The organism is Streptomyces sp. NPDC014891 (assembly GCF_043081085.1).
Lineage (GTDB): Bacteria > Actinomycetota > Actinomycetes > Streptomycetales > Streptomycetaceae > Streptomyces.
In genome coordinates this window covers 612,387-635,742 of the sequence record NZ_JBIBWF010000004.1, presented here as the reverse complement: position 1 = coordinate 635,742, position 23,356 = coordinate 612,387, and the positions used below count along the sequence as shown (strand labels likewise).

Genomic DNA, 23,356 nt, shown 5'->3' with positions numbered 1-23,356 from the left:
GCGCACACCATGCCCCCCACCGCACCCGCGGACACCCCCGACATCCGGATCACCGACTCCTCGCTGCGCGACGGCTCGCACGCCAAGCGCCACCGGTTCACCCCCGAGGACGTACGGTCCGTCGTGGCGGCCCTCGACGACGCCGGCGTCCCGGTCATCGAGGTCACGCACGGCGACGGACTCGGCGGGTCCTCGTTCACCTACGGCTTCTCCGCGACGCCCGAACAGGAACTCATCAAGGTCGCCGTCGCCACCGCGCGGCGGGCCAGGATCGCCTTCCTCATGCTCCCCGGGCTCGGCGTCAAGGACGACATCCGCGCCGCCCACGGCAACGGCGCGGACATCTGCCGCATCGCCACCCACTGCACCGAGGCCGACATCGCGGACCAGCACTTCGGCCTCGCCCGGGACATGGGCCTGGAGACCGTCGGCTTCCTGATGATGGCCCACTCCACGACCCCCGAGAAGCTGGCGCGGCAGGGCCGGATCATGGCCGACGCGGGCTGCCAGTGCGTGTACGTGGTCGACTCGGCCGGCGCCATGGTGATGGACGACGTCACCGACCGGGTCGAGGCCCTGGTGGCCGAGCTCGGCGACGACGCGCAGGTCGGCTTCCACGGACACGAGAACCTGGCCCTCGGGACCGGCAACTCCATCGCGGCGATCAAGGCCGGAGCACGGCAGATCGACGGGTCCACCCGCCGGCTCGGCGCCGGGGCGGGCAACACCGCCGTGGAGGCGCTGGTCGCCGTCTGCGCCAAGATGGGCATCCGGACCGGCATCGACGTGCTGAAGATCATCGACGCGGCCGAGGACGTGGTCCGGCCGGTGATGGACGAGGAGTGCCGGCTCGACCGGCTCGCCCTGCTGATGGGCCACGCCGGCGTCTACTCCAGCTTCCTCAAGCACGCCTACCGGCAGTCCGAGCGCTACGGCGTCTCCGGCGCCGAGATCCTCCTGCGCGCGGGCGAACGCCGCCTGGTCGGCGGCCAGGAGGACCAGCTCATCGACATCGCCGTGGAACTCGCCGCCCGGAACTGACCCGCACCGCACCGACAGAAGGAACGAGGGACGAGATGACTGCGCTCAACGACGAGGTCCGTGTCATCGACGCGGGCAGCGTGCCCGCCCGTTTCGCCCGGGGCTGGCACTGCCTCGGCCTCGCCGACGGCTTCAAGGACGGAAAGCCGCACGAGATCGCCGCGTTCGGCACCAGGCTCGTGGTCTTCCAGGGGGCGGACGACGGGCAGCTCCACGTGCTGAACGCCTACTGCCCGCACATGGGCGGCAACCTCGCCCACGGCACCGTCAAGGGCGACGCCGTCGCCTGCCCGTTCCACGACTGGCGCTGGTCGGGCGACGGCCGCTGCGCCGGCATCCCCTACGCCCGCCGGGTGCCCCCGCGCGCCCGCACCCGCGCCTGGACCACGCTGGAACGCAACAGGCAGCTCTTCGTCTGGCACGACCCGGAGGGCGCCCCGCCGCCGGCCGGGGTCACCGTCCCCGCGATCGAGGGCGTCCACGGCCCCGACGCGGCCGAGTGGAGCGACTGGACGTGGAAGACCGCGCACGTGGAGGGCTCGAACTGCCGCGAGATCGTCGACAACGTCGTGGACATGGCGCACTTCTTCTACGTCCACTACGCCTTCCCCACCTACTTCAAGAACGTCTTCGACGGACACGTCGCCACCCAGTACATGGAGAGCGCCCCGCGCGGTGACATGGACCTGGGCAACCTCAGCTCCCCGCTCCGCTCCGACGCCTCCTACTACGGCCCGTCCTACATGGTCGACCAGGTGTGGACCGAGGTCGCACCCGGCGTCGAGATGGAGATGGTCCTGATCAACAGCCACTACCCGGTCGGCCCGGACAGCTTCGTCCTCCAGTACGGGGCGATCGTCAAGAAGCTGCCCGGCATGACCGACGAGGAGGCCGCCGAGGCCGCCCGCAGCCTGATCGGGGGACTGGAGACCGGCTTCGAGCAGGACATCGAGATCTGGCGCAACAAGACCCGCATCGAGAACCCGCTGCTGACCGAGGAGGACGGCCCGGTCTACCAGCTGCGCCGCTGGTACGAGCAGTTCTACGTCGACACCGCCGACGTCAAGGACGAGATGACGCGGCGGTTCGAGTTCGAGATCGACACCGAGCGGGCCAACCGGGCCTGGCGCTCCGAGGTCGACGAGAACCTGGCCCGCCGGGCGGCGCAGACGGAGACCGGAGCCTGACATGCAGCCGGTGGAGTGCGCGACCTGCGGCAACCAGGTCCTCTGCGAGAAGTTCAGCCCGGCCCACACCTCCGTGCAGTGGACCGCCGAAGCGGGCGTCGTCTGCACGGAGTTCCGCGGCCGGGTGGCGCCCGGCGGGACCAGCGCCCGGATACGGACCTGCCGGTCGCTGCGGGCCAGCATCGACCGCGCCGTCGCGGACGGATCGCTCAAGGCCGAGACCCCGGACGGCCCGGCCCCGGAGGCAGCCGATGCCTGAGAGCACGACCGGTGCCCGCACCCACCGGCTGCGCGTCGTCGAGGTCGTCGCCGAGACGGCCGAGGCCCACTCCCTGGTGCTCCAGGCGCCACCGGAGAGCGCGGACCGCTTCACGTACCGTCCCGGGCAGTTCCTCACCCTGAAACTGCCCGGGGCGGACGGCGGGCCCGTCGCCCGCTGCTACTCCCTGGCCAGCTCGCCCCACACCGGCGAGCCGATGAAGATCACGGTCAAACGCGTCGCCGACGGGTACGGCTCCAACTGGGTCTGCGACCACCTGGCCGCGGGGCACGAGCTGGAGGCGCTGCCCCCGGCCGGCACCTTCACCCCGGCCTCCCTCGACGGCGACCTGCTGCTCGTCGCCGGCGGAAGCGGCATCACCCCCGTCCTGTCGATCGCCAAGTCGGCGCTCGCGACCGGAGGCCGGGCGGTGCTCCTCTACGCCAACCGCGACGAGTCCTCGGTCGTCTTCCGCGACGAACTGCGGGCCCTGACCGAAGCCCACCCGGACCGGCTGCTCGTGGTCCACTGGCTGGAGTCGCTCCAGGGCCTGCCGGCCGTGGACCGGCTGGCGGCGGTCCTCGCGCCGTACGCCGACCGGGAGGCGTTCGTCTGCGGCCCCGAACCGCTCATGGACGCCGTCGAACAGGCCCTGCGGACGCTCGGCACCCCCGGTGAGCGCGTGCACCGCGAGCGGTTCTTCTCCCTCGGCGCCGACGTCTTCGACCCGCCGGCCGTGCCCCGCGCCGTGCCGGCCGAAGCCGCCGGCACGGCCGAGGTCGAGCTCGACGGCGAGACCCACACGGTCGCCTGGCCCCCGACGGCGCCGCTCCTCGACGTGCTCCTGGCCGCCGGCCTGGACGCCCCCTTCTCCTGCCGTGAGGGTGCCTGCAGCGCCTGCACCTGCCGCGTCGTGGCCGGCGAGGTCGCGATGCTCCGCAACGACGTCCTCGACGAACAGGACGTCGCCGAGGGATACGTGCTGGCCTGCCAGGCGCTCCCGCTCACCGAGCGGATCGAGATCACCTACTCCTGACGAGGAACCCACCATGTCCCGAACCTGCCTGGTCACCGGAGCGGCCTCCGGAATCGGCAAGGCCACCGCGGCCCGTCTCGCCCAGCGGGGCCACACCGTCCTCCGGGCCGACCTCCGGGACGGCGACATCCGCGCGGACCTGTCCACCCCCGACGGCCGTGCCGCCCTCGTCGCCCGGGCGCGCGAGCTCACGGGCGGCCGTCTCGACGCCGTCGTCTCCTGCGCGGGCGTCGCGCACTTCGATCCCCTGACCGTCAGGGTCAACCACTTCGGCGCCGTGGCCACCCTCGACGGCCTGCGTCCGCTCCTCGCGGCCGGCACCGATCCCCGGGCCGTGGTCGTCGGATCCATCGACTCCGTCCACCCGACGGACCCCGCGATCGTGGCCGCCGCGCTCGCCGGTGACGAGGAGGCGGCGACCGCCGCCGCCCGGGCGGCCGTCGACCGCGGCGAGGGGCACCTCGTCTACTCCTCCTCCAAGGCGGTGATCGCCCGCTGGGTCCGCCGGGCCGCCGTCACCGCGGAGTGGGCCGGCGCGGGCGTCCCGCTGAACGCCGTGGCCCCCGGCGTGGTCCTCACGCCTCTCACCCGCCCGCTGCTCGACGACCCGGACCGGCGGGCGCTCGTCGAGCGGAGCGTCCCGATGCCGCTGCACGGCCACGCCCGCCCCGAGCAGATCGCCCCGCTCATCGACTGGCTGGCCTCGCCCGAGAACACCCTCGTGACCGGCCAGGTCGTCTTCGCCGACGGGGGCGCCGACGCGACCCTGCGCGGCGACGGCGTCTGGTGACGGCCCGGACGAGGACGCCACCCGCGGCCGACGGCCACCGCAACCGCCCACCCCGCCGCACCGGCGGCCGCGACCGCCCCCGCGCGGCACCCACCCCGCCGCACCCCCGCCGACCGAGGAGACGCCCATGAAGCCCCGTACGCTCGAACGCTCCACCGTGCTCGCGGCCGCGCCCGACGCCGTATGGGCGGTGATCGGCGACTTCGGCGCGCCCGCGGACTGGCACCCGCACCTGCCGCCCGCCACCCTGGAGGACGGCGCGGATCCGGAGGTCCCCGGCGCCGTACGGGTCTTCAGCGTGGACGGCACCGTCGTCGCCCGCGAGCGCCTGATCGCCCGCGACCCCGCCGCCCGCGCGTACCGCTACGCCCTCCTCGAACCCGTCGCCCTCGCCGTCCACGACTACGTGGCGACGCTCGCCGTGCACCCGCACCCCGAAGGGGCGGCGGTGATCTGGTCCGCCGCCTACCGGAGCGAGGACGACGCGGTGCCCCGGGTGGAGGCCCTCTTCGGGGACGCCACCTACGCCACCGGCCTCGCCGCCCTGCGGGCGCGCCTCACATCCAGTCGCTGACGCGGAGCCAGGCCATCATGGTGTCCATCGAGGGCTGCGGAGGCTCCGCCTCGGCCACCGGCCCGGCCGCCCGGCCGCGCCTCTCCGCAGGGCGCTGCGGCCCGAACATCGACTGCCACACGGCCCGCGCGCAGCCGCGCACGGCCGGGGCGAGCCGCTCCATCTCCCGGTGGACCCCGTGGCCGCACACCGAGACCGCGGCGACGGCCCGGCCGGAACCGCGCAGCGGAGCGGCCACGCAGAACACCCCCCGGTAGCCCTCCTCGCGGTCGAAGGCCACCCCGCGCTCCCGCGTCGCCGCCAGCTCGCGCCGGAAGGACTCGGGCCGGGTCAGGGTGCGCGGGGTCCGCGGCCGCAGCCCGTCCCGGATCACCCGCTCCACCGCCGGGCCGTCGCCGAAGGCCAGGATCGCCTTGCCGGACGCCGTGCAGTACGCCGGCTGGCGCCCGCCCGCGCGCGAGGGCACGACGGAATCGTCCGAGCCGCCGATCCGCTCCAGGTAGACCACCTCGGAACCGTCGAGCACGGTGAGGTGCACCAGGTGTCCGGTGGACTCGTGCAGCGCGTGCAGATGCGGCAGCGCGGCCCGGCGCAGCCGGTTGTGGTGCGAGGCCATGGCGCCGAGTTCCAGCATCCCGATGCCCAGCCGGTAGTCCCGCCCCTCGCGCTCCAGCCAGCGCAGCTGCACGAGCTGGTCGAGGATACGGTGCGCGGAGGAGCGGCGGATGCCCGAGCGTTGGATGACCTCGGTCAGCGTGAGCCGCGGCCCCGCGCTCTCGAAGGCGCTCAGCACCTTCGCCGCCTTCTCCAGCAGGGACAGGGGCGGCATCCCGGCCTCGGCAGCTTCGACAGCACCCGTCGTCATCGGCACCTCCCGCACGGACCGCCCGGCCGCCTGACGCCGGCCGGGTCCGTGATCTCCGGTATTGCGTGGAGATTGTCAGAGGATGACAGGTGCTGGGAAGGGGGAGTTCCGTCTCGGAACGGTAACGCGTAGGTTCACTTCCGGCACGGCACGAAGAGACCGGAGATCCGCGAGGGGCGCCCCATGCACGAGCAGGACGTCCTCACGGCGGTCCGCGCCCTCGCCCCCGCCCTGCGCGAGCGCGCGAGCGAGACCGAGGCACGTCGCCGCCTGCCCGACACGACCGTCCGGGAGCTCGCCGACGCCGGATTCTTCCGGCTGCTCCAGCCCCGGGCGCACGGCGGGCTCGCCGCCGCTCCTGCCGTCTTCCACACGGCCGTCCACGAGATCGCCCGGGCCTGCGGCTCGACCGGCTGGGCCGCCTCGGTCCTCGCCGTCCACGCCTGGTTCGTCGCCCAGCTCGACCCCCGGGCGCAGCGGGACGTGTGGGGGGCCGACGCCGACACCCGGATCTGCTCCTCACACGCCCCCACCGGGCGGGTCACCGCCGTGGACGGCGGCTACCGGCTCTCCGGCCGGTGGCACTTCTCCGCCGGCTGCGACCACGCCCGCTGGGCCCTCCTCGGCGGCCTCGTCACCGACGGCGAGGGCGCCCCGGTCGACATGCGGACCTTCCTGGTGCCGAGCGCCGACTACCGCGTCGACGACGTCTGGGACACCGTCGGCCTGCGCGGCAGCGGCAGCAACGACCTCGTCGTCGACGACGCCTTCGTCCCCGCCCACCGGTCGCTCGGCTACGGCGCCGTCGCGACCCTGCGCTGCCCCGGGCACGCGACCAACCCCGAGCCGGTCTACCGCCTCCCGTACGCCGCCGTCTTCACCACCACCGTCGCCACCGTGACGGTCGCCATCGCCGAGGGCGCCTACGAGGACCACCTGGCCGCGGCCCGCGGGAACCCGCGCACGGCCCCCGGACGCCCGGCTGCGGAGGACCCCTTCACCCAGGTACGACTGGCCCGCGCCGCCAGCGAGATCGACGCCGCGCGACTGCAACTCTCCCGCAACACCGAGGAGATGTACGACCTCGCCGCACGCGGCGCCGAGATCCCGACGGCGCTGCGCGCCCGCACCCGCCGGGACCAGGCGCTCGCCGGCGAACGCGCCCGCACCGCCGTCGACCTCCTCCTGGAGAACGCCGGCCGGGGACCGCTCCGCGTCGGCGACGACGTCCTCCAGCGCGCCTGGCGCGACCTCCAGACCGGCCGCGGCCAGGCCGCCAACGACGTGGAACGGGCCCTCGTCCTCTTCGCCCGGGACGCCCTCGGCATGGACGTCGACGACCCCATGCTCTGAGCCGGAGAACCCTCCCCGGGCGGGGTTCCCGCTCAGTGGGAGCAGCGCGTTCCACCGCTCCCGCGGTACCCCGTACGGTCCTGGCATTCCCCCACCACGACCCGAAAGGGGATGCCCCATGGCCGATGACGTCCTGGCAGCGATCCGCGACCTGGCCCCCGCCCTGCGCGACCGGGCGGCCGAGGCCGAGACCCTGCGCCGGGTACCCGACACCTCCGTCAAGGAACTGGAGGACACCGGCTTCTTCCAGCTCCTCCAGCCCCGGGCCTTCGGCGGCCGGGCCGCCGACCCGGTGCTCTTCTACAGGGCGGTCAAGGAGATCGCCAAGGCGTGCGGCTCGACCGGCTGGGTCGCCTCCGTGGTCGGCGTCCACCCCTGGCACGTCGCCCTGTACGACCCCCGCGCCCAGCAGGAGGTGTGGGGCCAGGACCCTAAGACCCGGATCGCCTCCTCGTACGCACCCACCGGCAAGGCCTCCGCGACCGGCGGCGGCTTCCGGCTCTCCGGCCGGTGGCACTTCTCCTCCGGCTGCGACCACGCCCGCTGGGCGCTCCTCGGCTGCCTCGTCACCGACGCCGGGGGCGACCCCGTCGACATGCGGACCTTCCTCGTGCCCCGGTCCGAGTACCGCGTCGACGACGTGTGGGACACCGTCGGCCTGCGCGGCACCGGCAGCAACGACGTCGTCGTCGAGGACGTCTTCGTCCCCGAGCACCGCGCCCTGAGCTTCGGACCGGTCACCGCCCTGAAGGTGCCCGGCCACGAGATCAACCCCGAGCCGCTGTACCGGCTGCCCTACGCCGGGGTGTTCACCACCACCATCTCCACCCCGATCGTCGGCATCGCCGAGGGCGCCTTCGACGCGTACACCGAGGCCACCCGGCAGCGGATCCGCGTCTCGTACGGCCAGAAGGTCGCTGAGGACCCCTTCGCCCAGGTCCGCATCGCCCGCGCCGCGAGCGACATCGACGCGGCCTGGCTCCAACTCTCCCGGAACATGCGCGAGATGTACGGGCACGCCGAACGCGGCGAGGAGATCCCGATGGAACTGCGCACCCGCACCCGCCGGGACCAGGTGCTCGCCACCGAACGCGCGGTGGCCGCCGTCGACCTGCTCATGGAGAACTCCGGCGGCAACGCCATGCGCACCGGCCCCGGACCCGTCCAGCGCGCCTGGCGCGACGCCCACACCGCCCGCGGCCACGCCGCCAACGACCCCGAGCGGGCCCTGGTCATGAGCGGGCAGAGCGCGCTCGGCATCGACATCCACGACACCATGGCCTGAGAGGCGCCGCAGATGACCGAGCCCACCTACGAGTCGACCTCCCGCACCGTCAAGGCGGCGGGGCTCACCCTCCACTACCACGAGGCCGGGCCCGCCGGCCGCCCGGACGAGGCCCCCGTCGTCATCATGCTCCACGGCGGCGGCCCCGGCGCCTCCGGCTGGAGCAACTTCGGCGGCAACCTCCCCGTCCTCGCGCGGCACTTCCGCACCCTCCTCGTCGACCAGCCCTGCTACGGCCGCTCGGACAAGCCCGAACTCGACAAGGACTACTTCAGCTTCAGCGCGGACGCCGTCGCCGCCCTCATGGCCGAACTGGGCATCCCACGGGCCCATCTCATCGGCAACTCCCTGGGCGGCGGCACCGCCGTCCGCATGGCCCTGGACCACCCGGACCAGGTCGGCAAGCTCCTCCTGATGGGCCCCGGCGGCGTCTCCGTCAACCTCTTCGCCCCCGACCCGACCGAAGGCATCAAACGGCTCTTCGAGTTCAACACCGCGACGGAGCCCACCAAGGAGCAGCTGCGCGGTTTCCTCGGCGTCATGGCGTACGACCAGGCGATCGTCACCGACGAACTGGTCGAGGAGCGCTGGGCCTCGGCCACCGACCCCGACACCCGGCTCGGCAGCGCCCGCATGGCGGCGTCCTTCGCCGAACCCGCCTGGGCCGCGGACACGATGCTCTGGCGCGAGGCCCACCGGATCACCCAGCCGGTGCTGCTCACCTGGGGCCGCGAGGACCGCGTCAACCCCCTCGACGGCGCGCTGGTCGCCCTCAGGGCCATCCCCGACGCCCGGCTGCACGTCTTCCCGCACTGCGGCCACTGGGCCCAGACCGAGCAGGCCGACGAGTTCAACCGCCTCGCCGTCGACTTCCTCTCCCACTGACCGGGGCCGACACCGTACCCGGTCACCCTCCCGACCGTTCGTCACGACACATGAGGTGCACACCATGGACATCCGCGCTCTCGGCTACCTCCGGCTGGAGACCACCACGCTGGACGAGTGGCGCCGCTACGCCCTCGACGTCCTCGGCATGGTGGAGGCGGCCGGCACCACCGAGGACACCCTCTGCCTGCGCCTGGACGACCGCGCCTACCGCATCGTCGTCCGGGCTGGCGGCAGCGACCGTCTCCTCGCCGCCGGCTGGGAGGTGGCGAACGCCGCCGCACTGGCCCGCGCCGCCGAGGAACTGGAGGCGGCCGGGATCGCCGTCAAGACCGCCGACGACGCCGAACTCGCCGAACGCCGCGTCCGGGGCCTGATCCACCTCACGGACCCGTGCGGCAACCCGCTGGAGATCTACTGGGGCCAGGCCCAGGACCACACCGCGCTCGGCACCCCCTACGGCAACCGCTTCGTCACGGGCGACGACCTCGGCCTCGGCCACGTCGTCCTCCCCGTCCCCGACGTCGAGGCCGCGCTCGACTTCTACGAGAACCTGCTCGGCTTCCAGCTCCGCGACTCGATGAAGCTCCCTCCGCAGGCCGTCCCGACCGCCGCCGGGCAGCGGGACTTCCACTGGATGCACTTCCTCAGCCCCAACCGCCGCCACCACAGCCTCGGGCTCTACCCCGGCGCGCTGCCGCCCGGCATCGTCCACTTCATGGTCGAGCTGGAGACCCTCGACGACGTGGGCCGGGGACTCGACCGCATGCACGCGGCGGGCATCCCCATCGCCTCCAGCCTCGGCCGCCACACCAACGACCACATGGTGTCGTTCTACGCGCAGGCGCCCGGCGGCTTCCAGGTGGAGTACGGCTGGGACGGCCTCGTCGTCGACCCCGCGACCTGGGTCGCCAAGGAGATCACCGCCGACAGCTTCTGGGGCCACCAGTGGAACGGCTGATCGATCCCTCCGAGTTCCGTGAGGTCCTCGGACGCTTCGCGAGCGGCATCACGGTGGTGGCGACCCTCGACGCGGACGGCGCGGAGCCCGTCGGGTTCGCCTGCCAGTCCTTCGCCTCGCTGTCCCTCGACCCTCCGCTGGTCATGCTGGCCGTCGGCCGGAACTCCACCAGCTGGCCGAGGATCGAACGCTCGGGCCGCTTCTGCGTCAACATCCTCGCCGAGGACCAGCGGGCCACCTGCGCCGCACTCGGCCGCAGCGGCCCCGACAAGTTCGCGGCCGTGCCCTGGAGCGTCAGCGAGCACGGGACCGTCCGCGTCGACGGCGCCCTGGCCCACGTGGAGTGCGAACTGCACGCCGTCCACGAGGCCGGGGACCACCACCTGGTCACCGCTCAGGTCGTCGCGCTCGACGCCGGCGAGGACGGCCGACCGCTGCTGTTCTTCCGCAGCCGCTACGCCGTGGGGGCCTTCTGATGCCCCTCGACGCCGACCGGATGACCTCCGCACCGCCGGTCCGCACCCCCGTGCGCTGGGACGAGCGCGACGTGCGGCTCTACCACCTGGCGCTCGGCGCGGGCGTCCCCGAGACCGACCCCCGGGAACTGCGGTACGTCCACGAGGGCCACCCGAGCGGCCTCCAGGTCCTGCCCACCTTCGGCGTCGTCGCCGGCGGCACCGGCGGCGTCGGATTCCAGGTCTTCGACCTGCCGGGCGCCGACATCGACCTGGCGAACGTGCTGCACGGCGGGCAGGAGATCACCGTCCACCGCCCGCTGCCCACCGCCGCCCGGGCCACCGCGGTCACCCGGGTCGCGGCCGTGCACGACAAGGGCGGAGCGGCCGTCGTCGTCCAGGAGTCCACCCTCCTCGGTGAGGAGGGCGAGCCCCTGCTCACCCAGCGCAACCACATCTTCGTCCGCGGGGAGGGCGGCTTCGGCGGCGACCGCGGCCCCTCCGAACGCCTCCCCGCCCCCGACCGGGCCCCCGACCTGGTGACGGAGATCCCGACGCTCCGGCAGCAGGCCCTGCTCTACCGGCTCACCGGGGACTGGAACCCGCTGCACGCCGACCCCGCGACCGCCCGCCGCGCCGGCTACGACCGCCCCGTCCTGCACGGGCTCTGTTCCTTCGGGATCGCGGTCAAGGCCGTCACCGACCGCCTCCTCGACGGCGACGCGAGCAGGGTGGCCGGCTGCCGCACCCGCTTCGCCGGGGTGTTCTTCCCCGGCGAGACCCTCCGGCTGCGCGTCTGGAGGACCGCCGACGGCCACCGGCTCACGGCCACGGCCGCGGACCGCTCCGACGCACCGGTCCTCACCGACGCCCGCATCACCGCACGCTGACGACCAGGGAGAACGCGATGAACGACACGTGGGACCACACGTACGACGTGGTGGTCGTCGGCTCCGGCGCGGCCGGCCTCGCCGCCGCCGTCACCGCACGGCTGCGCGGACTGACCGCCCTGGTGGTGGAGAAGACCGACCTCTACGGCGGTTCGACGGCGCTGTCCGGAGGCGCGATCTGGGTCCCGGGCAACTTCCACCTGGACGCCGCCGGACTCGGCGACACCCCCGAGAAGGCCCGCGCCTACCTGGACGCCACCGTCGGCGACCGGGTCCCCGCCGAGCGCAAGGACGCCTACCTCGCCCACGGACCGCGCATGGTGCGCGAGTTCCACGACCGCACCGCCATCCGGTTCGTCCACACCCCCGGCTACTCCGACTACTACCCCGAGCGGCTCGGCGGCTCCCCGCAGGGCCGCTCCATCGAACCGCAGGTCTTCGACCTGCGGAAGCTCGGCCCCGAGCAGCGCGCCACGATGCGCCGCGCCGGACTGCCCACGTACGGCCTCACCATCACCTCCAAGGACTTCCGCCGGCTCAACATGGTCGGACGCACCTGGGCCGGCCGCCGGACCGCGCTCACGGTCGGCCTCCGCGCGGTCCGGGCCAGGCTCGCCCGGCAGGAGCCCCTCTCCCTCGGCGAGGCGCTGATCGCCCGCATGCGGTACTCGCTCGACACGCTCGGCGGCGAACTCTGGCTCTCCGCCCCGCTGACCGGGCTGGTCGAGAAGGACGGACGGGTCCTCGGCGTCCGGGTCACCAGGGAGGGACGCGAGCTCACCGTCCGCGCGAACGGCGGCGTCGTCCTCGCCTCGGGAGGCTTCTCCCACGACCAGCGCCTCCGCGAGAAGCACCTGCCCGCCCCCACCTCCACCGCGTGGAGCTCGGCGGCCGAGGGCCAGACCGGCGACGCCCTGGAGCCCGCCCTGGCCCTCGGCGCCGCCACGGACCTCATGGACCGGGTCTGGGGCGCCCCGTCCGTGGTGCCCCCCGAGGGCAAGCCGTTCTTCCTCGTCGCCGACCGCGGCATCCCCGGCATGGTCGTCGTCGACACGGCGGGGGAGCGGTACGTCAACGAGGCCGCCCCGTACCACGAGTTCGTCGACGCCATGTACGCCAACGACCGGCCCGGCGCGGGCACCGTGCCGTCCTGGCTCCTCCTCGACGCCGCCTCGAAGTCCCGCTACGTCTTCATGGGCCTCCTCCCGGGCCGGCCCTTCCCCAGGGCGTGGCTGGAGGGCGGCTTCGTCAGGAAGGCCGGAACCGTCGAGGAACTGGCCGTACGCATCGGCGTCGCCCCGCGGCGGCTGCGCGCCACCGTGGACCGCTTCAACGGCTTCGCCCGCGCCGGCCGCGACGAGGACTTCCACCGCGGCGACAGCGTCTACGACCGCTACTACGGCGACCCGACCCTGCCCTGTCCCAACCTGGCGCCGCTGGAGAAGGGCCCGTACTACGCGATCCCCGTCCACCCCGGCGACATCGGCACCAAGGGCGGTCTGGTCACCGACGCCACCGCCCGCGTCCTGCGGGAGGACGGCACCGCCATCGACGGCCTGTACGCCTCGGGCAACGTCTCCGCCGCCGTCATGGGAGAGACCTACCCCGGCCCCGGCGCGACCATCGGCCCCGCCATGACCTTCGGCCGGCTCGCGGCCGACCACATCGCCCGCACCACCCCGGCCGGGCGGCGGTGAACCCGACGACGGCCCCCGGAGAGCCGTCCCCGGCGGCGGACCTGCGGGGGCGGACCGTGGTCGTCACCGGTGGGGCGCGGGGGATCGGCGCGGTGTCCGCCCTGGCGGCCGTCGAGGCCGGCGCCCGGGTCGTGCTCACGGACGTCCTGGAGGAGGAGGGCCGGAGCACCGCCCGCCGGCTGGGCGGCGACGCCCGGTTCGTCCGGCACGACGTCACCTCGGAGGACGACTGGAACTCGGTCGTCGCCTGCGCGGCCGCCGCCTTCGGGCGGGTGGACGGACTGGTCAACAACGCGGGCGTGTCCGGCGGCTCCCACCTCCTGGAGGAACAGTCGGCCGAGGCGTTCCGCCGCGTCCTCGACATCGACCTCACCGGCGTCTTCCTCGGCATGCGGGCGGTCATCCCCGGGATGCGCGCGAACGGCGGCGGCTCCATCGTCAACGTCTCCTCCGCGGCCGGACTCACGGGCCTGGCGCGGACCGCCGGCTACGGCGCCGCCAAATGGGGCGTGCGCGGACTCACCAAGCTCGGCGCCGTGGAGCTCGCCCCGGACCGGATCCGCGTCAACTCCGTACACCCCGGCATGATCCACACTCCGATGACCGCCCACCTCGGGATCGAGCACGGCGTGGGGAACTTCCCGGACACCCCCCTGGGCCGGATCGGCGAGCCCCGGGAGATCGCCCACGCCGTCGCCTTCCTGCTCTCCGACGCCGCCTCGTACGTGACCGGCGCCGAACTGGCCGTCGACGGCGGCTGGACGGCCGGCCCGCCCCTCCGACCCACCGAGGAGAACCGCTGATGCCCGTCGACCTGACAGGAAAGGTCGCGCTGGTCACCGGCGCGGCACGCGGCATGGGCGAGGCCGAGGCCCGCCTGTTCGCCGCGCTGGGCGCGAAGATCGTCCTCACCGACGTCCTGGAGCGGGAAGGGGAAGCGGTCGCCGCCTCCCTGGGCCCCGCCGCCCGCTTCGTCCGCCACGACGTCACCGACGAGCGGTCCTGGGCGGCCGCGGTCGACGCCGCCGTGGACGCCTTCGGCCGGCTCGACGTGCTCGTCAACAACGCCGCGATCTACTCCACCTCGCCCATCGCGGAGGAGGACCCCGCCCGGCTGGAGGCCATCCTCCGCGTCAACCTGATCGGCCCGTTCCTCGGCGTCCGGGCGGTCGCCCCGACGATGCGCGCGGGCGGCGGCGGCTCCGTCGTCAACATCTCCTCGCAGGCCGGCCTCCAGGGCCTGTGGGGACACGGCGCGTACGGCGCCGCGAAGTGGGGACTGCGCGGCCTCACCAGGACGGCCGCCCTGGAACTCGGCCCGGACGGCATCCGCGTCAACTCCGTCCACCCCGGAGCCGTCGCCACCGCCATGACCGCCCACCTCGGCGGCCGGGAACACCCCGCCGCGCCCCTCGGACGGGTGGGCGAGCCCGAGGAGGTCGCCCACCTCGTGGCCTTCCTCGCCTCCGACGACGCCTCGTACCTGTCCGGAGCGGAACTCGCCGTGGACGGCGGCGCGTCCGCGGGCCGCATGCCGGTCCTCGCACCCGAGGGAGCGGACACGTGAACCGACCCCCGTACCGGCCCCGCACCGGCCCCGACCCCGCGGTCCGGACCCTCATCGACCTGGCCACCGCGGCCTTCCCCCCGCTCGCCACGGAGATGACGGACATCGCGGACGTGCGGGCCTTCCTCGCCGCCCGGCCCCGGCCGGACGGCCCGTCGCCCGCCGTCGCCCGCGTCTCGGACCGGGACGCCGACGGCGTGCCCGTCCGGGTCTACGACCCCGCCGTCCACGCGACCGCCCCCGTGATCGTGTTCTGCCACGGGGGCGGCTTCGTCCTCTGCGACCTCGACAGCCACGACGCCTTCTGCCGCGCCCTCGCGCGCGCCACAGAGGCGGTCGTCGTCTCCGTCGACTACCGCCGGGCCCCCGAGCACCCCTTCCCCGCCGCCCCCGAGGACGCCTACACGGCGCTGTCGTGGACGGCGGCGGTCTTCCCGGGCCGCCGGATCGCCGTCGCGGGGGACAGCGCCGGCGCCAACCTCGCCACCGTCCTCACCCTGCTCGCCCGCGACCGCGGCGGCCCGGCGATCACCTGCCAGGCCCTCTACTACCCGATGCTCGACCCGACCCGCTCCCGCCCCTCGCACCGCGAGAACGCCCAGGGGTACTTCCTCACCGCCGACCACCTCCGCTGGTACTGGGACGCCTACGTGCCCCGCCCGGCGGACCGCACCAGCCCCTACGCGGCCCCGCTGGCCGGCGCCGACCTGTCCGGGCTCCCACCGGCCCAGCTCGTCACCGCCGGCTTCGACCCCCTGCGGGACGACGGACTGGCCTACGCGACCGCCCTCGCCGCGGCCGGCGTCTCCGTGACGGTCCACCACCACGCCGGGATGTTCCACGGCTTCCTGTCCATGGCGGGCGCCCTGCCCGAGGCCGCCGAGGCCTGCGAGACAGCCTTCGCGACCCTGCGCGGGGCCCTCGCCCCCGGCTGACCGCCGGACGCGGGCGCGCCCCGTCCCCACCCGACCGGGCGGGGACGGGGCGCACCCGCGTCCCGCGGGCACCTCACTCCGGTATCAGGGTGAACCCCTTGTACCCGGAGGCCGCCACGTCGGCGATGATCTCCCCGTACACCCCGAAGCCGCCGATGAACGGCATGAACACCCGCGGCTTCCCGGGGATGTTCGCCCCGAGGTACCAGGAGTCCGCCGCCGGGAACAGCGTGGCCGCCGCCCGGTCGCGGCACTGCGCGACCCACTCCTCGACGGCCTCCCCGCTCGCCTCGATCGCCCGGAGGCCCCGCTCGTCCAGATGGGCCAGGCAGTCGGCGAGCCAGTCGACGTGCTGCTCCGCGCACAGCACCACATTGGCCATGACGGAGGGGCTGCCGGGACCGGTGAGGTTGAACAGGTTCGGGAAGCCGTCGACCCCCAGGCCGAGATAGGTGCGGGGACCCCCGCTCCAGACGTCCTTGAGGGTCCGGCCGCCCCGCCCGCGCACCTCCACCCGGTCGAGCGCGCCGGTCATCGCGTCGAAGCCGGTCGCGAACACGATCGCGTCGAGCTCCACACGGGTGCCGTCGGCGAGGACGATTCCGGTGGGCTCGATCCGCTCGATCGGGTTCCCGCGGAGGCTCACGAGACGCACGTCGTCGCGGTTGAACGCCTCGTAGTAGTGCGAGTCGGTGACGATCCGCTTGGTGCCGATCGGGTGGTCCGCGGGGACCAGCAGGTCCGCCGTGGCCGGCTCCTCGACGAGACCGCGGACCTTCTCCTCCCAGAACGCGCGCGCCGCGTCGTTCGCCGCAGGGTCCGTGAGCTGGTCGGGGAACGTCTTGGAGTACAGGACGCCGCCGAGCCGCCAGCGTTCCTCGTACGCGGCCCGCCGCTCCTCGGCGGACACCTCGAACGTCGCCGAGCGATGGGCCGTGTGGGGCGAACCGCCCCCGCTGAGCCGGGAGAGGCGCCGCCGCTCCGGGTAGCCGGCCTTCTGACGGCGGCGCGTCTCCTCGTCCAGGGGCTCGTTGCCCGCGGGGATGCTGAAGTTGGCGCTGCGCTGGAAGACGGTGAGGTGGGCCGCCTGCTCCGCGATGAGCGGGATCGCCTGGATGCCCGACGAGCCGGTGCCGATCACCCCCACCCGCAGCCCGCCGAAGTCCACGCCCTCGCGGGGCCAGTCGCCGGTGTGGCAGACGGGGCCGAGGAAGTCCCCGGCCCCCGCGATGTCCGGGACGTGGGTGCTGGAGAGGCACCCCACGGCGAACACGACGAAACGGGCCGTCAGCACCTCGCCGCCGTCCGTGCGCACCGTCCAGCGGAGCGTCTCCTCGTCCAGCTCCGCCGAGGCCACCGAGGTCGAGAAGGTGTAAGCGGGGCGCAGGTCGAAGCGGTCGGCGACGTGACGCAGGTAGCGGACGATCTCCGGCTGGGCGGCGTACTTCTCGCTCCAGTCCCATTCCTGCTGGAGTTCCTCGTCGAAGGAGTACGAGTAGTCCACGGACTCCACGTCGCAGCGGGCCCCCGGGTAGCGGTTCCAGTACCAGACGCCGCCCACGTCGTCCCCGCGCTCGAAGCCGCGCACGCGGTGGCCGAGGCCGCGCAGCCTGTGCACCGCGTAGAGACCGGTGACGCCCGCCCCGACGACCACCACGTCCACGTCCGCGTCGGGGGACGCGTCGGGGGACGCGTCCGCCACGGCCCGGGTCCGTGCCGCGGGGCCGGGGGATCCGGTGATGCTTTCCTTCACGTTCGTGCTCCTCATCGGATGGTGGTGGTCCCCGCCCGCCGCCGCAGGGCGTTCTTGTCGACCTTCCCCGCCGCGTTGTGCGGCAGGTCCGGTACGGAGCGGAAGGCCCGCGGGACCTTGAAGTTGGCCAGCCGCTCCCGGGTGTACGCGGTCAGGTCCGCCGCGTCGATCAGCGCCCCGGCGGCGGGCACGCAGTACGCGACGCCGACCTCCCCGAGCCGCGCGTCCGGCGCGCCGACGACGGCCACGTCCAGAACGGCCGGGTGGCCGCGCAGCACCTGCTCCACCTCCGCCGGGTACACGTTGAAGCCGCCCACGACCACCATGTCCTTCAGCCGGTCGGTGATCCGCAGGAAGCCGCGCTCGTCGAGCACCCCGACGTCCCCGGTGTGCAGCCAGCCGTCCGCGTCGACGGCCCCGGCGGTCTCCTCCGGGGCGTCGAGGTAGCCGCGCATCACGTGGTACCCGCGCGTCAGGATCTCGCCCGGCTCGCCGGGCGGCCCGTCCACGCGCAACTCGGTTCCCTCCAGGGCGGTTCCGGAGGTGCGGGCCAGCGTCTCCGGCGACTCGTCCGGCGGGCAGATCGCGACCACGCCCGTCGACTCGGTCAGTCCGTACGCGGTGCTGACGCTCCGGGCGCCCAGACAGCTCCGGATCTGCTCGATCAGCGCGGTCGGGATGTTCGCCGCCCCGGTGACCGCCATCCGCATCGACGTGAGGTCGTACGTCTCCCGCCCGGGATGGTGGACGAGCGAGGTGAAGAGGGTGGGCGCGCCGGTCAGCACGGAGATGCGCTCGTCCCGGATGCGCCCGAGGACGGTCCCCGCGTCGAACACCCGCTCCGGGACGATCGTGGCCCCGCGCAGCAGGCAGGCCAGGACACCCGCCTTGTAGCCGAAGGTGTGGAAGAACGGGTTGACCAGGAGGTGGCGGTCCCCGCGCCGCAGGGTCACCGTACGCGCCCAGGCGTCGTACACCCGCAGGTTCTGTCCGTGGGTGCTCGGCACGCCCTTGGGGCGGCCGGAGGTGCCGGAAGTGAAGAGGACATCGGCGGTGTCGGCGGGCCGCACGGCGGCGGTACGGGCGAGGCGCTCCCGCCCGGACACCCGGTCCGCCCCCGCGAGGAAGCGCGGCCAGTCCCCCGAGTGCAGGGTCACCGTCCGGTCCAGGAGCGGGAGTTCCTCGCCCGAGGCGGCGAGCAGCGCCCGGTAGTCCGTACCGAGGAAGCCGTGCTCGGTGAACAGCAGCCGGGCACCGGACCTACGCAGGATGTCCGCCGCCTCGGCCGCCTTGTAGCGGGTGTTCACCGGGACCAGCACCCCGCCGGCCGCGACGGCGCCCAGCGCGGCCACCACCCAGCGCGCGCCGTTGGGCGCCCACACGGCGACCCGGTCGCCCGGACCGATCCCCTGCGCGATCACCGCGCGGGCCACCCGGTCGACCCGGTCGCGCAACTCCGCGAACGTCCAGCGCTCCTCGCCGAAGACGAGGGCCTCCTCGTCCCCGTACCTCTCAGCGGCCCAGTCCGCGAGCCGGGCGATGGTCTGCGGGCCCTTCATGACCTGTCACGTCCTCCCTGCGGCCCCGCCCCTCGGCCGGGGCGCGGGTGGTGGAACCACGGCGGTTCGGAGCCTGGCAGGGAGACCGGGGCCGGCGCAGGGGGCGGTTCCCGCTCACCGGGAAGGTGCGCGACGGGCCGGACGGGGACCGGGGGCGTACGCCGGAACCCCCGGACAGGGAGGAAGCCGGTCCCTCCCCACAGCGGGGGAGGGACCGGCTTCCGCGATCGGCCGGACCGGCCGGCCTAGGAACGGTCGAGCGCGCGGGCGAGGAAGCGGCGCGTGGCCTGCTCCCGCGGAGCGGTCAGCACCTGCTCGGCGGTGCCCTGCTCCACGATCACGCCGTCCTCCAGGAAGCAGACCCGGTCCGCGACCCGCCGGGCGAAGTCCATCTCGTGGGTGGCCATCAGGATGGTCAGGCCGCGCCGCTTGAGGTCGGCGACGACGTCCAGGACCTCGCCGACCAGCTCGGGGTCGAGGGCCGAGGTGATCTCGTCGAAGAGTAGCAGCTCCGGCTCGGTGGCCAGGGCGCGGGCGATCGCCGCCCGCTGCTGCTGTCCGCCCGAGAGCCGGTCGGGGTGCTCGTGGGCCTTGTCCCCGAGCCCGAGGCGGTCGAGCAGCTCGCGGGCCGAGGCCTCCGCCTTCCGGCGCGGGACGCCGTGGACGCGGCGGGGTGCGAGCGTGATGTTGTCCAGCACGCTCAGGTGCGGGAAGAGGTTGTACGCCTGGAAGACGATGCCGATCCGGCGGCGGGCGACGTCGGGGTCGAGCCGCGGGTCGGTCAGTTCCGTCCCGCTCAGGTGGACGGTCCCGTCGTCGACGACCTCGAGCAGGTCGACACAGCGCAGCAGGGTCGACTTGCCCGAGCCCGAGCCGCCGATCAGGCAGACCACCTGGTGCTCGGCGACGTCCAGGTCGATCGAACGCAGCACCAGCCGCTCGCCGTACTGCTTGCGGAGGCCGCGGATGCGCAGCAGCGACTCGCTCATCCCGCCGCCCCCGCCCAGGTGCGCCGGGCCGCCCGCCGCTGGAGCCGGTCGGCGAAGCGGGTCAGCGGGATGGTCACCGCGATGAACAAGAGGGCCGCTCCCAGGTACGGGGTGTAGTTGAAGTCGTAGTCCGCCTTGATCTGCGCGGCCCGCAGGGCTTCGAGCGGACCGAGGACGGCGACCAGCGCCGTGTCCTTCTGCAGCGAGATGAAGTCGTTGAGCAGGGGCGGCAGCACGTTGCGCACGGCCTGCGGCAGCACGACGTGACGTACGGCCTGCCGCTCGTTGAGGCCCAGGGCCCGGGCCGCGTTCCGCTGCGCGGGGTGGACCGAGTTCAGTCCCGCCCGGAACACCTCGGCGACGTACGCGGTGTAGGAGAGGGTCAGGGCGATCACGCCGAGGACCCAGGGCTCGGAGGGTGTGCCCTGCAGTTGCAGCGCGGGCAGTCCGAAGCCGACGAGGAAGACCAGCAGCAGGGTCGGTACGCCGCGGAAGACGTCCACGTAGACCGTGGCCGCGAGCCGCAGCGGCTGGAGACCCGGCGCGCGGGTCACCCGCACCAGGGCGATCAGCAGGCCCAGCACGAGGATCAGCACCTCGGCGACGAGGAACATCTGGATGTTGAGCCAGAAGCCCCGGAGGAGGTCGGGGAGGGCGGCGCGCAGCTCCGCGCCGTCGAAGAACAGACTGTCGACGCGCTCCCAGCCCGGTGAGGCCACCGCTGCCGCGCCCACGACCACCAGGCCGAGCACGGTGCAGAGGGTGGAGACCCAGGTGTGGCGCCGCTTGCGGGAGCGGCGGTACCGCTGCCGCTCCTGTTCGTGCTCGCTGGGCCGGTAGCCCGTGTCGGGCGTCTCCGGAACGGTGGCCGACCGGTCCGGCGCGGCCGTCTTGCCGATGTCCACAGCCGACCCGTTATCGCTTCAGCTCGGGGACGTCCGCCGAGGCGGAGAGCCACTGAGTGGTGAGCCGGGCGAGCGTGCCGTCGGTCCGGAGCTCGTCGAGGGCCTGGTTGACGCAGGAGGTGTACCCGCTGTTCTTCGGCAGCAGCAGACCGAACTTCTCGGGGGTGCCGCCCGCGTAGCCGAACTGGCCGACGATCTCGCCGTTGTCGAGCTCTGCCCCGGCCAGGTAGAAGACGGTGGGCAGGTCGGTGACGATCGCGTCGATCTGACCGTTCCGCAGCGCGGTCACCTCGTCCTTGGTGGTGCTGAAGACGCGCGGCTGCTTCACCGGCTTGATCTGGTCGAGCACGGCCTGGTAGCTGGTCGTCGCGACCTGCACGCCGATCCTGGCGTCCTTGAGGGCGGTCAGGGACGCGGCCTTCGCGAACCGGGATCCGTCGAGCGCCAGGACGGCCTGATTGGCCGTGTAGTAACTGGTCGAGAAATCCACGGCTTTCGCGCGCTGCGGCGTGATGGAGATCTGGTTGATGTCGAAGTCGAAAGACTTGGCGCCGGGGGCGTACGAATGGGAGAAGGGTTCGACGACCCATTTCACCTGACTGCGTTCGAAGCCCAGCTTTTCGGCCACCGCATAGGCGACGGCGCTTTCGAATCCCTTTCCGTTCGACGGGGTGTTGCTGTCGAACCACGGCTCGTAGGCCGGCGAGTCGGTCGCGACGGTGAGCCGGCCGCGCTCGTGCAGACTCGGGTGGTCGGTCGTGCAGCGGGCGGATTCCTTGGCGCCGGAGGCTTCGGGCGTGCTGTTCGGCTGCGGTGCGCAGCCGGCCGCCGCGAGCGCGACGAGGGCGGCGGCCGAGGCCGCGAGGGACGTGCGGGTACGGGACATCGGAGGTCCTTAGGGAGAAGTCCGGGAAAGGCGAGAGTAGGAGGCCGGTGCTGTGCGCTCAGCGACACAGATCGGCCGCACAGCGCACGTGGTCCACGTGGCGGCGGCGTACCAGCGGGGGAGTTCCGGACATGCTTTTCAGCATTCCGGCTCGCGGAGACCGGCGTCAATCGGGAAGTCCCCTGCCGTGATAACGCGTTGATAACATGTCAGCTGGTGAGATCGAATACCCGGTCGCCCTGGCGCAGCCCGAAGGCCTCCGCCGCGGAACCGCCGCGGACCACCAGTTCGGCGAATCCGACGCCGGAACTCCCGACGGTGATGCCGGGCTCGCCGAGCGGGACGTCCGGCAGGCGGTCGTAACAGCGCACCCGGATGTCCCGGCCGTCGCGCCGGTTGCGTACGAGGAGGCTCTCGGCGGCTGCGTAGCCGGGCAGTTCGGCGGCCGGGCGGTCCAGCTTGCAGTTGCCGAAGTTGTCGACCACGGCGATCCGCACGTCCTCGGCGGCGGCCGGAGCCACCGCCGCCGGCTGCGCGGGGACGGGGTGGCCGTCCACCAGCCAGCGGGCCAGCAGGGGCGCGTACCAGAGGCTCCGGAACTGGGTCCGCACCATCTCCTCGATCTCGGCCGGCGCCAGGTCGGCCCAGTCGGCGGCGGCGGCTTCCAGCACCTCGCGGACGTCGGTGACCTGGACCTCCGTGAGCCCCAGGTAGCTCGCCAGCGGAGCCAGGACCCGGTGGTTGAGCGTGCTGACCACCAGGTGGTTCCCGTGGCGGAAGGAGCAGAACGGCACGCCGTTGGGCCAGTGCCCGTCCCTCGGCGCGATGTTGACGAGGACCACGACCGGCCGGCTCGGGCCCCCGATCAGGTCCGTGGAGCGGAGGAGGTCCAGCAGGGTGAGGGCGGCGGCGCCCTCCGGGTCGGGTCCGCCGAGCGGCAGGACGGTCGGCGTGGAGCCGAACAGGGCGGCGATCCGGGTGGACTGGCGGGCGAGCGCGTTGGGGTCGGCGCAGTCCGTGAGGGAGACGACCGGAGGAAGGGACATGGCGGTACTTCGCCCTTCTGACGAGGGAGGAGACGGGGTGGAGGAGATGGGGTGGAGGAGGCTGGTGGTGCGGGTGCCGACGGGCTCGGCACCGGGCCGGGACACGAAAAAACGGACCCTCCGTTTCCGGAGGGTCCGTCGCGTCCTGCGCGCACACGGCTTCGCTAGCGAAGCGCCTCCGGGGGCGGGGGCATCATTCGCATCATGGCGAGGGTGGCGGTGTGCTGCATGACGTGCACGCTAGCACCGCCCGGAGCCGTCTCAGAGCGCATTCCACATAGTGGACGAGGTCTTCCGCCGGCACGCCGGCACGCCGGAGCCCGGTCGCCCGGGGACCGCCCGCGTGCCCGCCGGACCGGTGACGGTGCCGTCCCGTTGGTTTGGCAGTCCCAGAAGCGGCAAGCCGGGTCCTAGGCGCGCTCAGCAAGCAGTACCGAA

23 protein-coding genes are annotated in these 23,356 nt (G+C 73.6%); 16 read left to right on the top strand and 7 right to left on the bottom strand.

Annotated elements, in window-relative coordinates; genetic code table 11:
- Positions 1-9 precede the first annotated feature (9 nt).
- From dmpG to ACF09E_RS14715, 6 genes are all read left to right on the top strand, one after another.
- A complete protein-coding gene (dmpG, locus tag ACF09E_RS14740; protein ID WP_392205533.1) occupies positions 10-1,041 on the top strand; it encodes a 4-hydroxy-2-oxovalerate aldolase in 1,032 nt (343 codons plus the stop codon).
- Between the two features lie 35 nt (positions 1,042-1,076).
- Positions 1,077-2,228 (top strand): Rieske 2Fe-2S domain-containing protein, encoded by a 1,152-nt coding sequence (locus tag ACF09E_RS14735; protein ID WP_392205532.1) that lies wholly within the window; start codon positions 1,077-1,079, stop codon positions 2,226-2,228.
- 1 nt (position 2,229) lies between these two features.
- The gene (locus ACF09E_RS14730) at positions 2,230-2,487 is read left to right on the top strand and encodes a hypothetical protein (RefSeq protein WP_392205531.1); all 258 of its coding nucleotides are present in this window, start codon (positions 2,230-2,232) and stop codon (positions 2,485-2,487) included.
- Positions 2,480-3,523: a 2Fe-2S iron-sulfur cluster-binding protein gene (locus tag ACF09E_RS14725; RefSeq protein ID WP_392205530.1), complete on the top strand. Its 1,044-nt coding sequence runs from the start codon at positions 2,480-2,482 to the stop codon at positions 3,521-3,523. The genes ACF09E_RS14730 and ACF09E_RS14725 overlap by 8 nt, the downstream gene beginning before the upstream one ends.
- A gap of 13 nt (positions 3,524-3,536) precedes the next feature.
- The gene (locus ACF09E_RS14720; RefSeq protein WP_392205529.1) at positions 3,537-4,313 is read left to right on the top strand and encodes an SDR family oxidoreductase; all 777 of its coding nucleotides are present in this window, start codon (positions 3,537-3,539) and stop codon (positions 4,311-4,313) included.
- A gap of 127 nt (positions 4,314-4,440) precedes the next feature.
- Positions 4,441-4,887, top strand: coding sequence for an SRPBCC family protein (locus tag ACF09E_RS14715; protein ID WP_392205528.1), 447 nt, complete (start codon positions 4,441-4,443; stop codon positions 4,885-4,887).
- Here ACF09E_RS14715 and ACF09E_RS14710 read toward each other — a convergent pair.
- Entirely contained in the window at positions 4,871-5,752 is an 882-nt protein-coding gene (locus tag ACF09E_RS14710) for an IclR family transcriptional regulator (protein ID WP_392205527.1), read from the bottom strand. The two genes, ACF09E_RS14715 and ACF09E_RS14710, sit on opposite strands and share 17 nt — an antisense overlap.
- Positions 5,753-5,935: 183 nt before the next feature.
- Between ACF09E_RS14710 and hsaA (ACF09E_RS14705) the strand changes: the two genes are divergently transcribed.
- The 10 genes from hsaA (ACF09E_RS14705) to ACF09E_RS14660 all read left to right on the top strand — a co-directional run bounded on the left by hsaA (ACF09E_RS14705) (position 5,936) and on the right by ACF09E_RS14660 (position 15,780).
- Positions 5,936-7,105, top strand: a complete 1,170-nt coding sequence (gene hsaA / locus ACF09E_RS14705; protein WP_392205526.1) for a 3-hydroxy-9,10-secoandrosta-1,3,5(10)-triene-9,17-dione monooxygenase oxygenase subunit — start codon at positions 5,936-5,938, stop codon at positions 7,103-7,105.
- A 118-nt stretch (positions 7,106-7,223) separates the two neighbouring features.
- Complete coding sequence (gene hsaA, locus ACF09E_RS14700) at positions 7,224-8,390, top strand: 3-hydroxy-9,10-secoandrosta-1,3,5(10)-triene-9,17-dione monooxygenase oxygenase subunit (protein WP_392205525.1); 1,167 nt, start codon at positions 7,224-7,226, stop codon at positions 8,388-8,390.
- Between the two features lie 12 nt (positions 8,391-8,402).
- Positions 8,403-9,275, top strand: coding sequence for a 4,5:9,10-diseco-3-hydroxy-5,9,17-trioxoandrosta-1(10),2-diene-4-oate hydrolase (hsaD, locus tag ACF09E_RS14695; RefSeq protein ID WP_392205524.1), 873 nt, complete (start codon positions 8,403-8,405; stop codon positions 9,273-9,275).
- Positions 9,276-9,339: 64 nt separating this feature from the next.
- Complete coding sequence (locus tag ACF09E_RS14690; RefSeq protein WP_392205523.1) at positions 9,340-10,236, top strand: VOC family protein; 897 nt, start codon at positions 9,340-9,342, stop codon at positions 10,234-10,236.
- Positions 10,224-10,712 carry a flavin reductase family protein gene (locus ACF09E_RS14685; RefSeq protein ID WP_388794318.1) on the top strand — a complete coding sequence of 163 codons (489 nt, stop codon included), beginning with the start codon at positions 10,224-10,226 and terminating at the stop codon, positions 10,710-10,712. The genes ACF09E_RS14690 and ACF09E_RS14685 overlap by 13 nt, the downstream gene beginning before the upstream one ends.
- Positions 10,712-11,581, top strand: a complete 870-nt coding sequence (locus tag ACF09E_RS14680) for a MaoC/PaaZ C-terminal domain-containing protein (RefSeq protein ID WP_392205522.1) — start codon at positions 10,712-10,714, stop codon at positions 11,579-11,581. Before ACF09E_RS14685 ends, ACF09E_RS14680 begins: the two co-directional genes overlap by 1 nt.
- 17 nt (positions 11,582-11,598) lie before the next feature.
- Positions 11,599-13,278, top strand: coding sequence for an FAD-dependent oxidoreductase (locus ACF09E_RS14675; RefSeq protein WP_392205521.1), 1,680 nt, complete (start codon positions 11,599-11,601; stop codon positions 13,276-13,278).
- Complete coding sequence (locus ACF09E_RS14670; protein ID WP_392205520.1) at positions 13,275-14,081, top strand: glucose 1-dehydrogenase; 807 nt, start codon at positions 13,275-13,277, stop codon at positions 14,079-14,081. Before ACF09E_RS14675 ends, ACF09E_RS14670 begins: the two co-directional genes overlap by 4 nt.
- Positions 14,081-14,845 carry a glucose 1-dehydrogenase gene (locus tag ACF09E_RS14665; protein ID WP_392205519.1) on the top strand — a complete coding sequence of 255 codons (765 nt, stop codon included), beginning with the start codon at positions 14,081-14,083 and terminating at the stop codon, positions 14,843-14,845. Before ACF09E_RS14670 ends, ACF09E_RS14665 begins: the two co-directional genes overlap by 1 nt.
- A complete protein-coding gene (locus tag ACF09E_RS14660) occupies positions 14,842-15,780 on the top strand; it encodes an alpha/beta hydrolase (RefSeq protein ID WP_392205518.1) in 939 nt (312 codons plus the stop codon). The genes ACF09E_RS14665 and ACF09E_RS14660 overlap by 4 nt, the downstream gene beginning before the upstream one ends.
- 73 nt (positions 15,781-15,853) lie before the next feature.
- Here the strand turns inward: ACF09E_RS14660 and ACF09E_RS14655 are convergent, their stop codons facing one another.
- The 6 genes from ACF09E_RS14655 to ACF09E_RS14630 all read right to left on the bottom strand — a co-directional run bounded on the left by ACF09E_RS14655 (position 15,854) and on the right by ACF09E_RS14630 (position 22,918).
- Positions 15,854-17,533: a flavin-containing monooxygenase gene (locus ACF09E_RS14655; protein ID WP_392205517.1), complete on the bottom strand. Its 1,680-nt coding sequence runs from the start codon at positions 17,531-17,533 to the stop codon at positions 15,854-15,856.
- Positions 17,534-17,544: 11 nt separating this feature from the next.
- On the bottom strand, positions 17,545-19,092 hold the full coding sequence (locus ACF09E_RS14650; RefSeq protein WP_392205516.1) for a FadD3 family acyl-CoA ligase: 1,548 nt from the start codon (positions 19,090-19,092) through the stop codon (positions 17,545-17,547).
- A gap of 245 nt (positions 19,093-19,337) precedes the next feature.
- Entirely contained in the window at positions 19,338-20,081 is a 744-nt protein-coding gene (locus ACF09E_RS14645; RefSeq protein WP_388794294.1) for an amino acid ABC transporter ATP-binding protein, read from the bottom strand.
- Positions 20,078-20,986, bottom strand: a complete 909-nt coding sequence (locus ACF09E_RS14640) for an amino acid ABC transporter permease (protein ID WP_392205515.1) — start codon at positions 20,984-20,986, stop codon at positions 20,078-20,080. The genes ACF09E_RS14645 and ACF09E_RS14640 overlap by 4 nt, the downstream gene beginning before the upstream one ends.
- A 10-nt stretch (positions 20,987-20,996) precedes the next feature.
- Positions 20,997-21,872 (bottom strand): ABC transporter substrate-binding protein, encoded by an 876-nt coding sequence (locus ACF09E_RS14635; RefSeq protein ID WP_392205514.1) that lies wholly within the window; start codon positions 21,870-21,872, stop codon positions 20,997-20,999.
- 209 nt (positions 21,873-22,081) lie between these two features.
- Positions 22,082-22,918, bottom strand: a complete 837-nt coding sequence (locus tag ACF09E_RS14630) for an SAM hydroxide adenosyltransferase (protein WP_392205513.1) — start codon at positions 22,916-22,918, stop codon at positions 22,082-22,084.
- Positions 22,919-23,356: the final 438 nt, after the last annotated feature.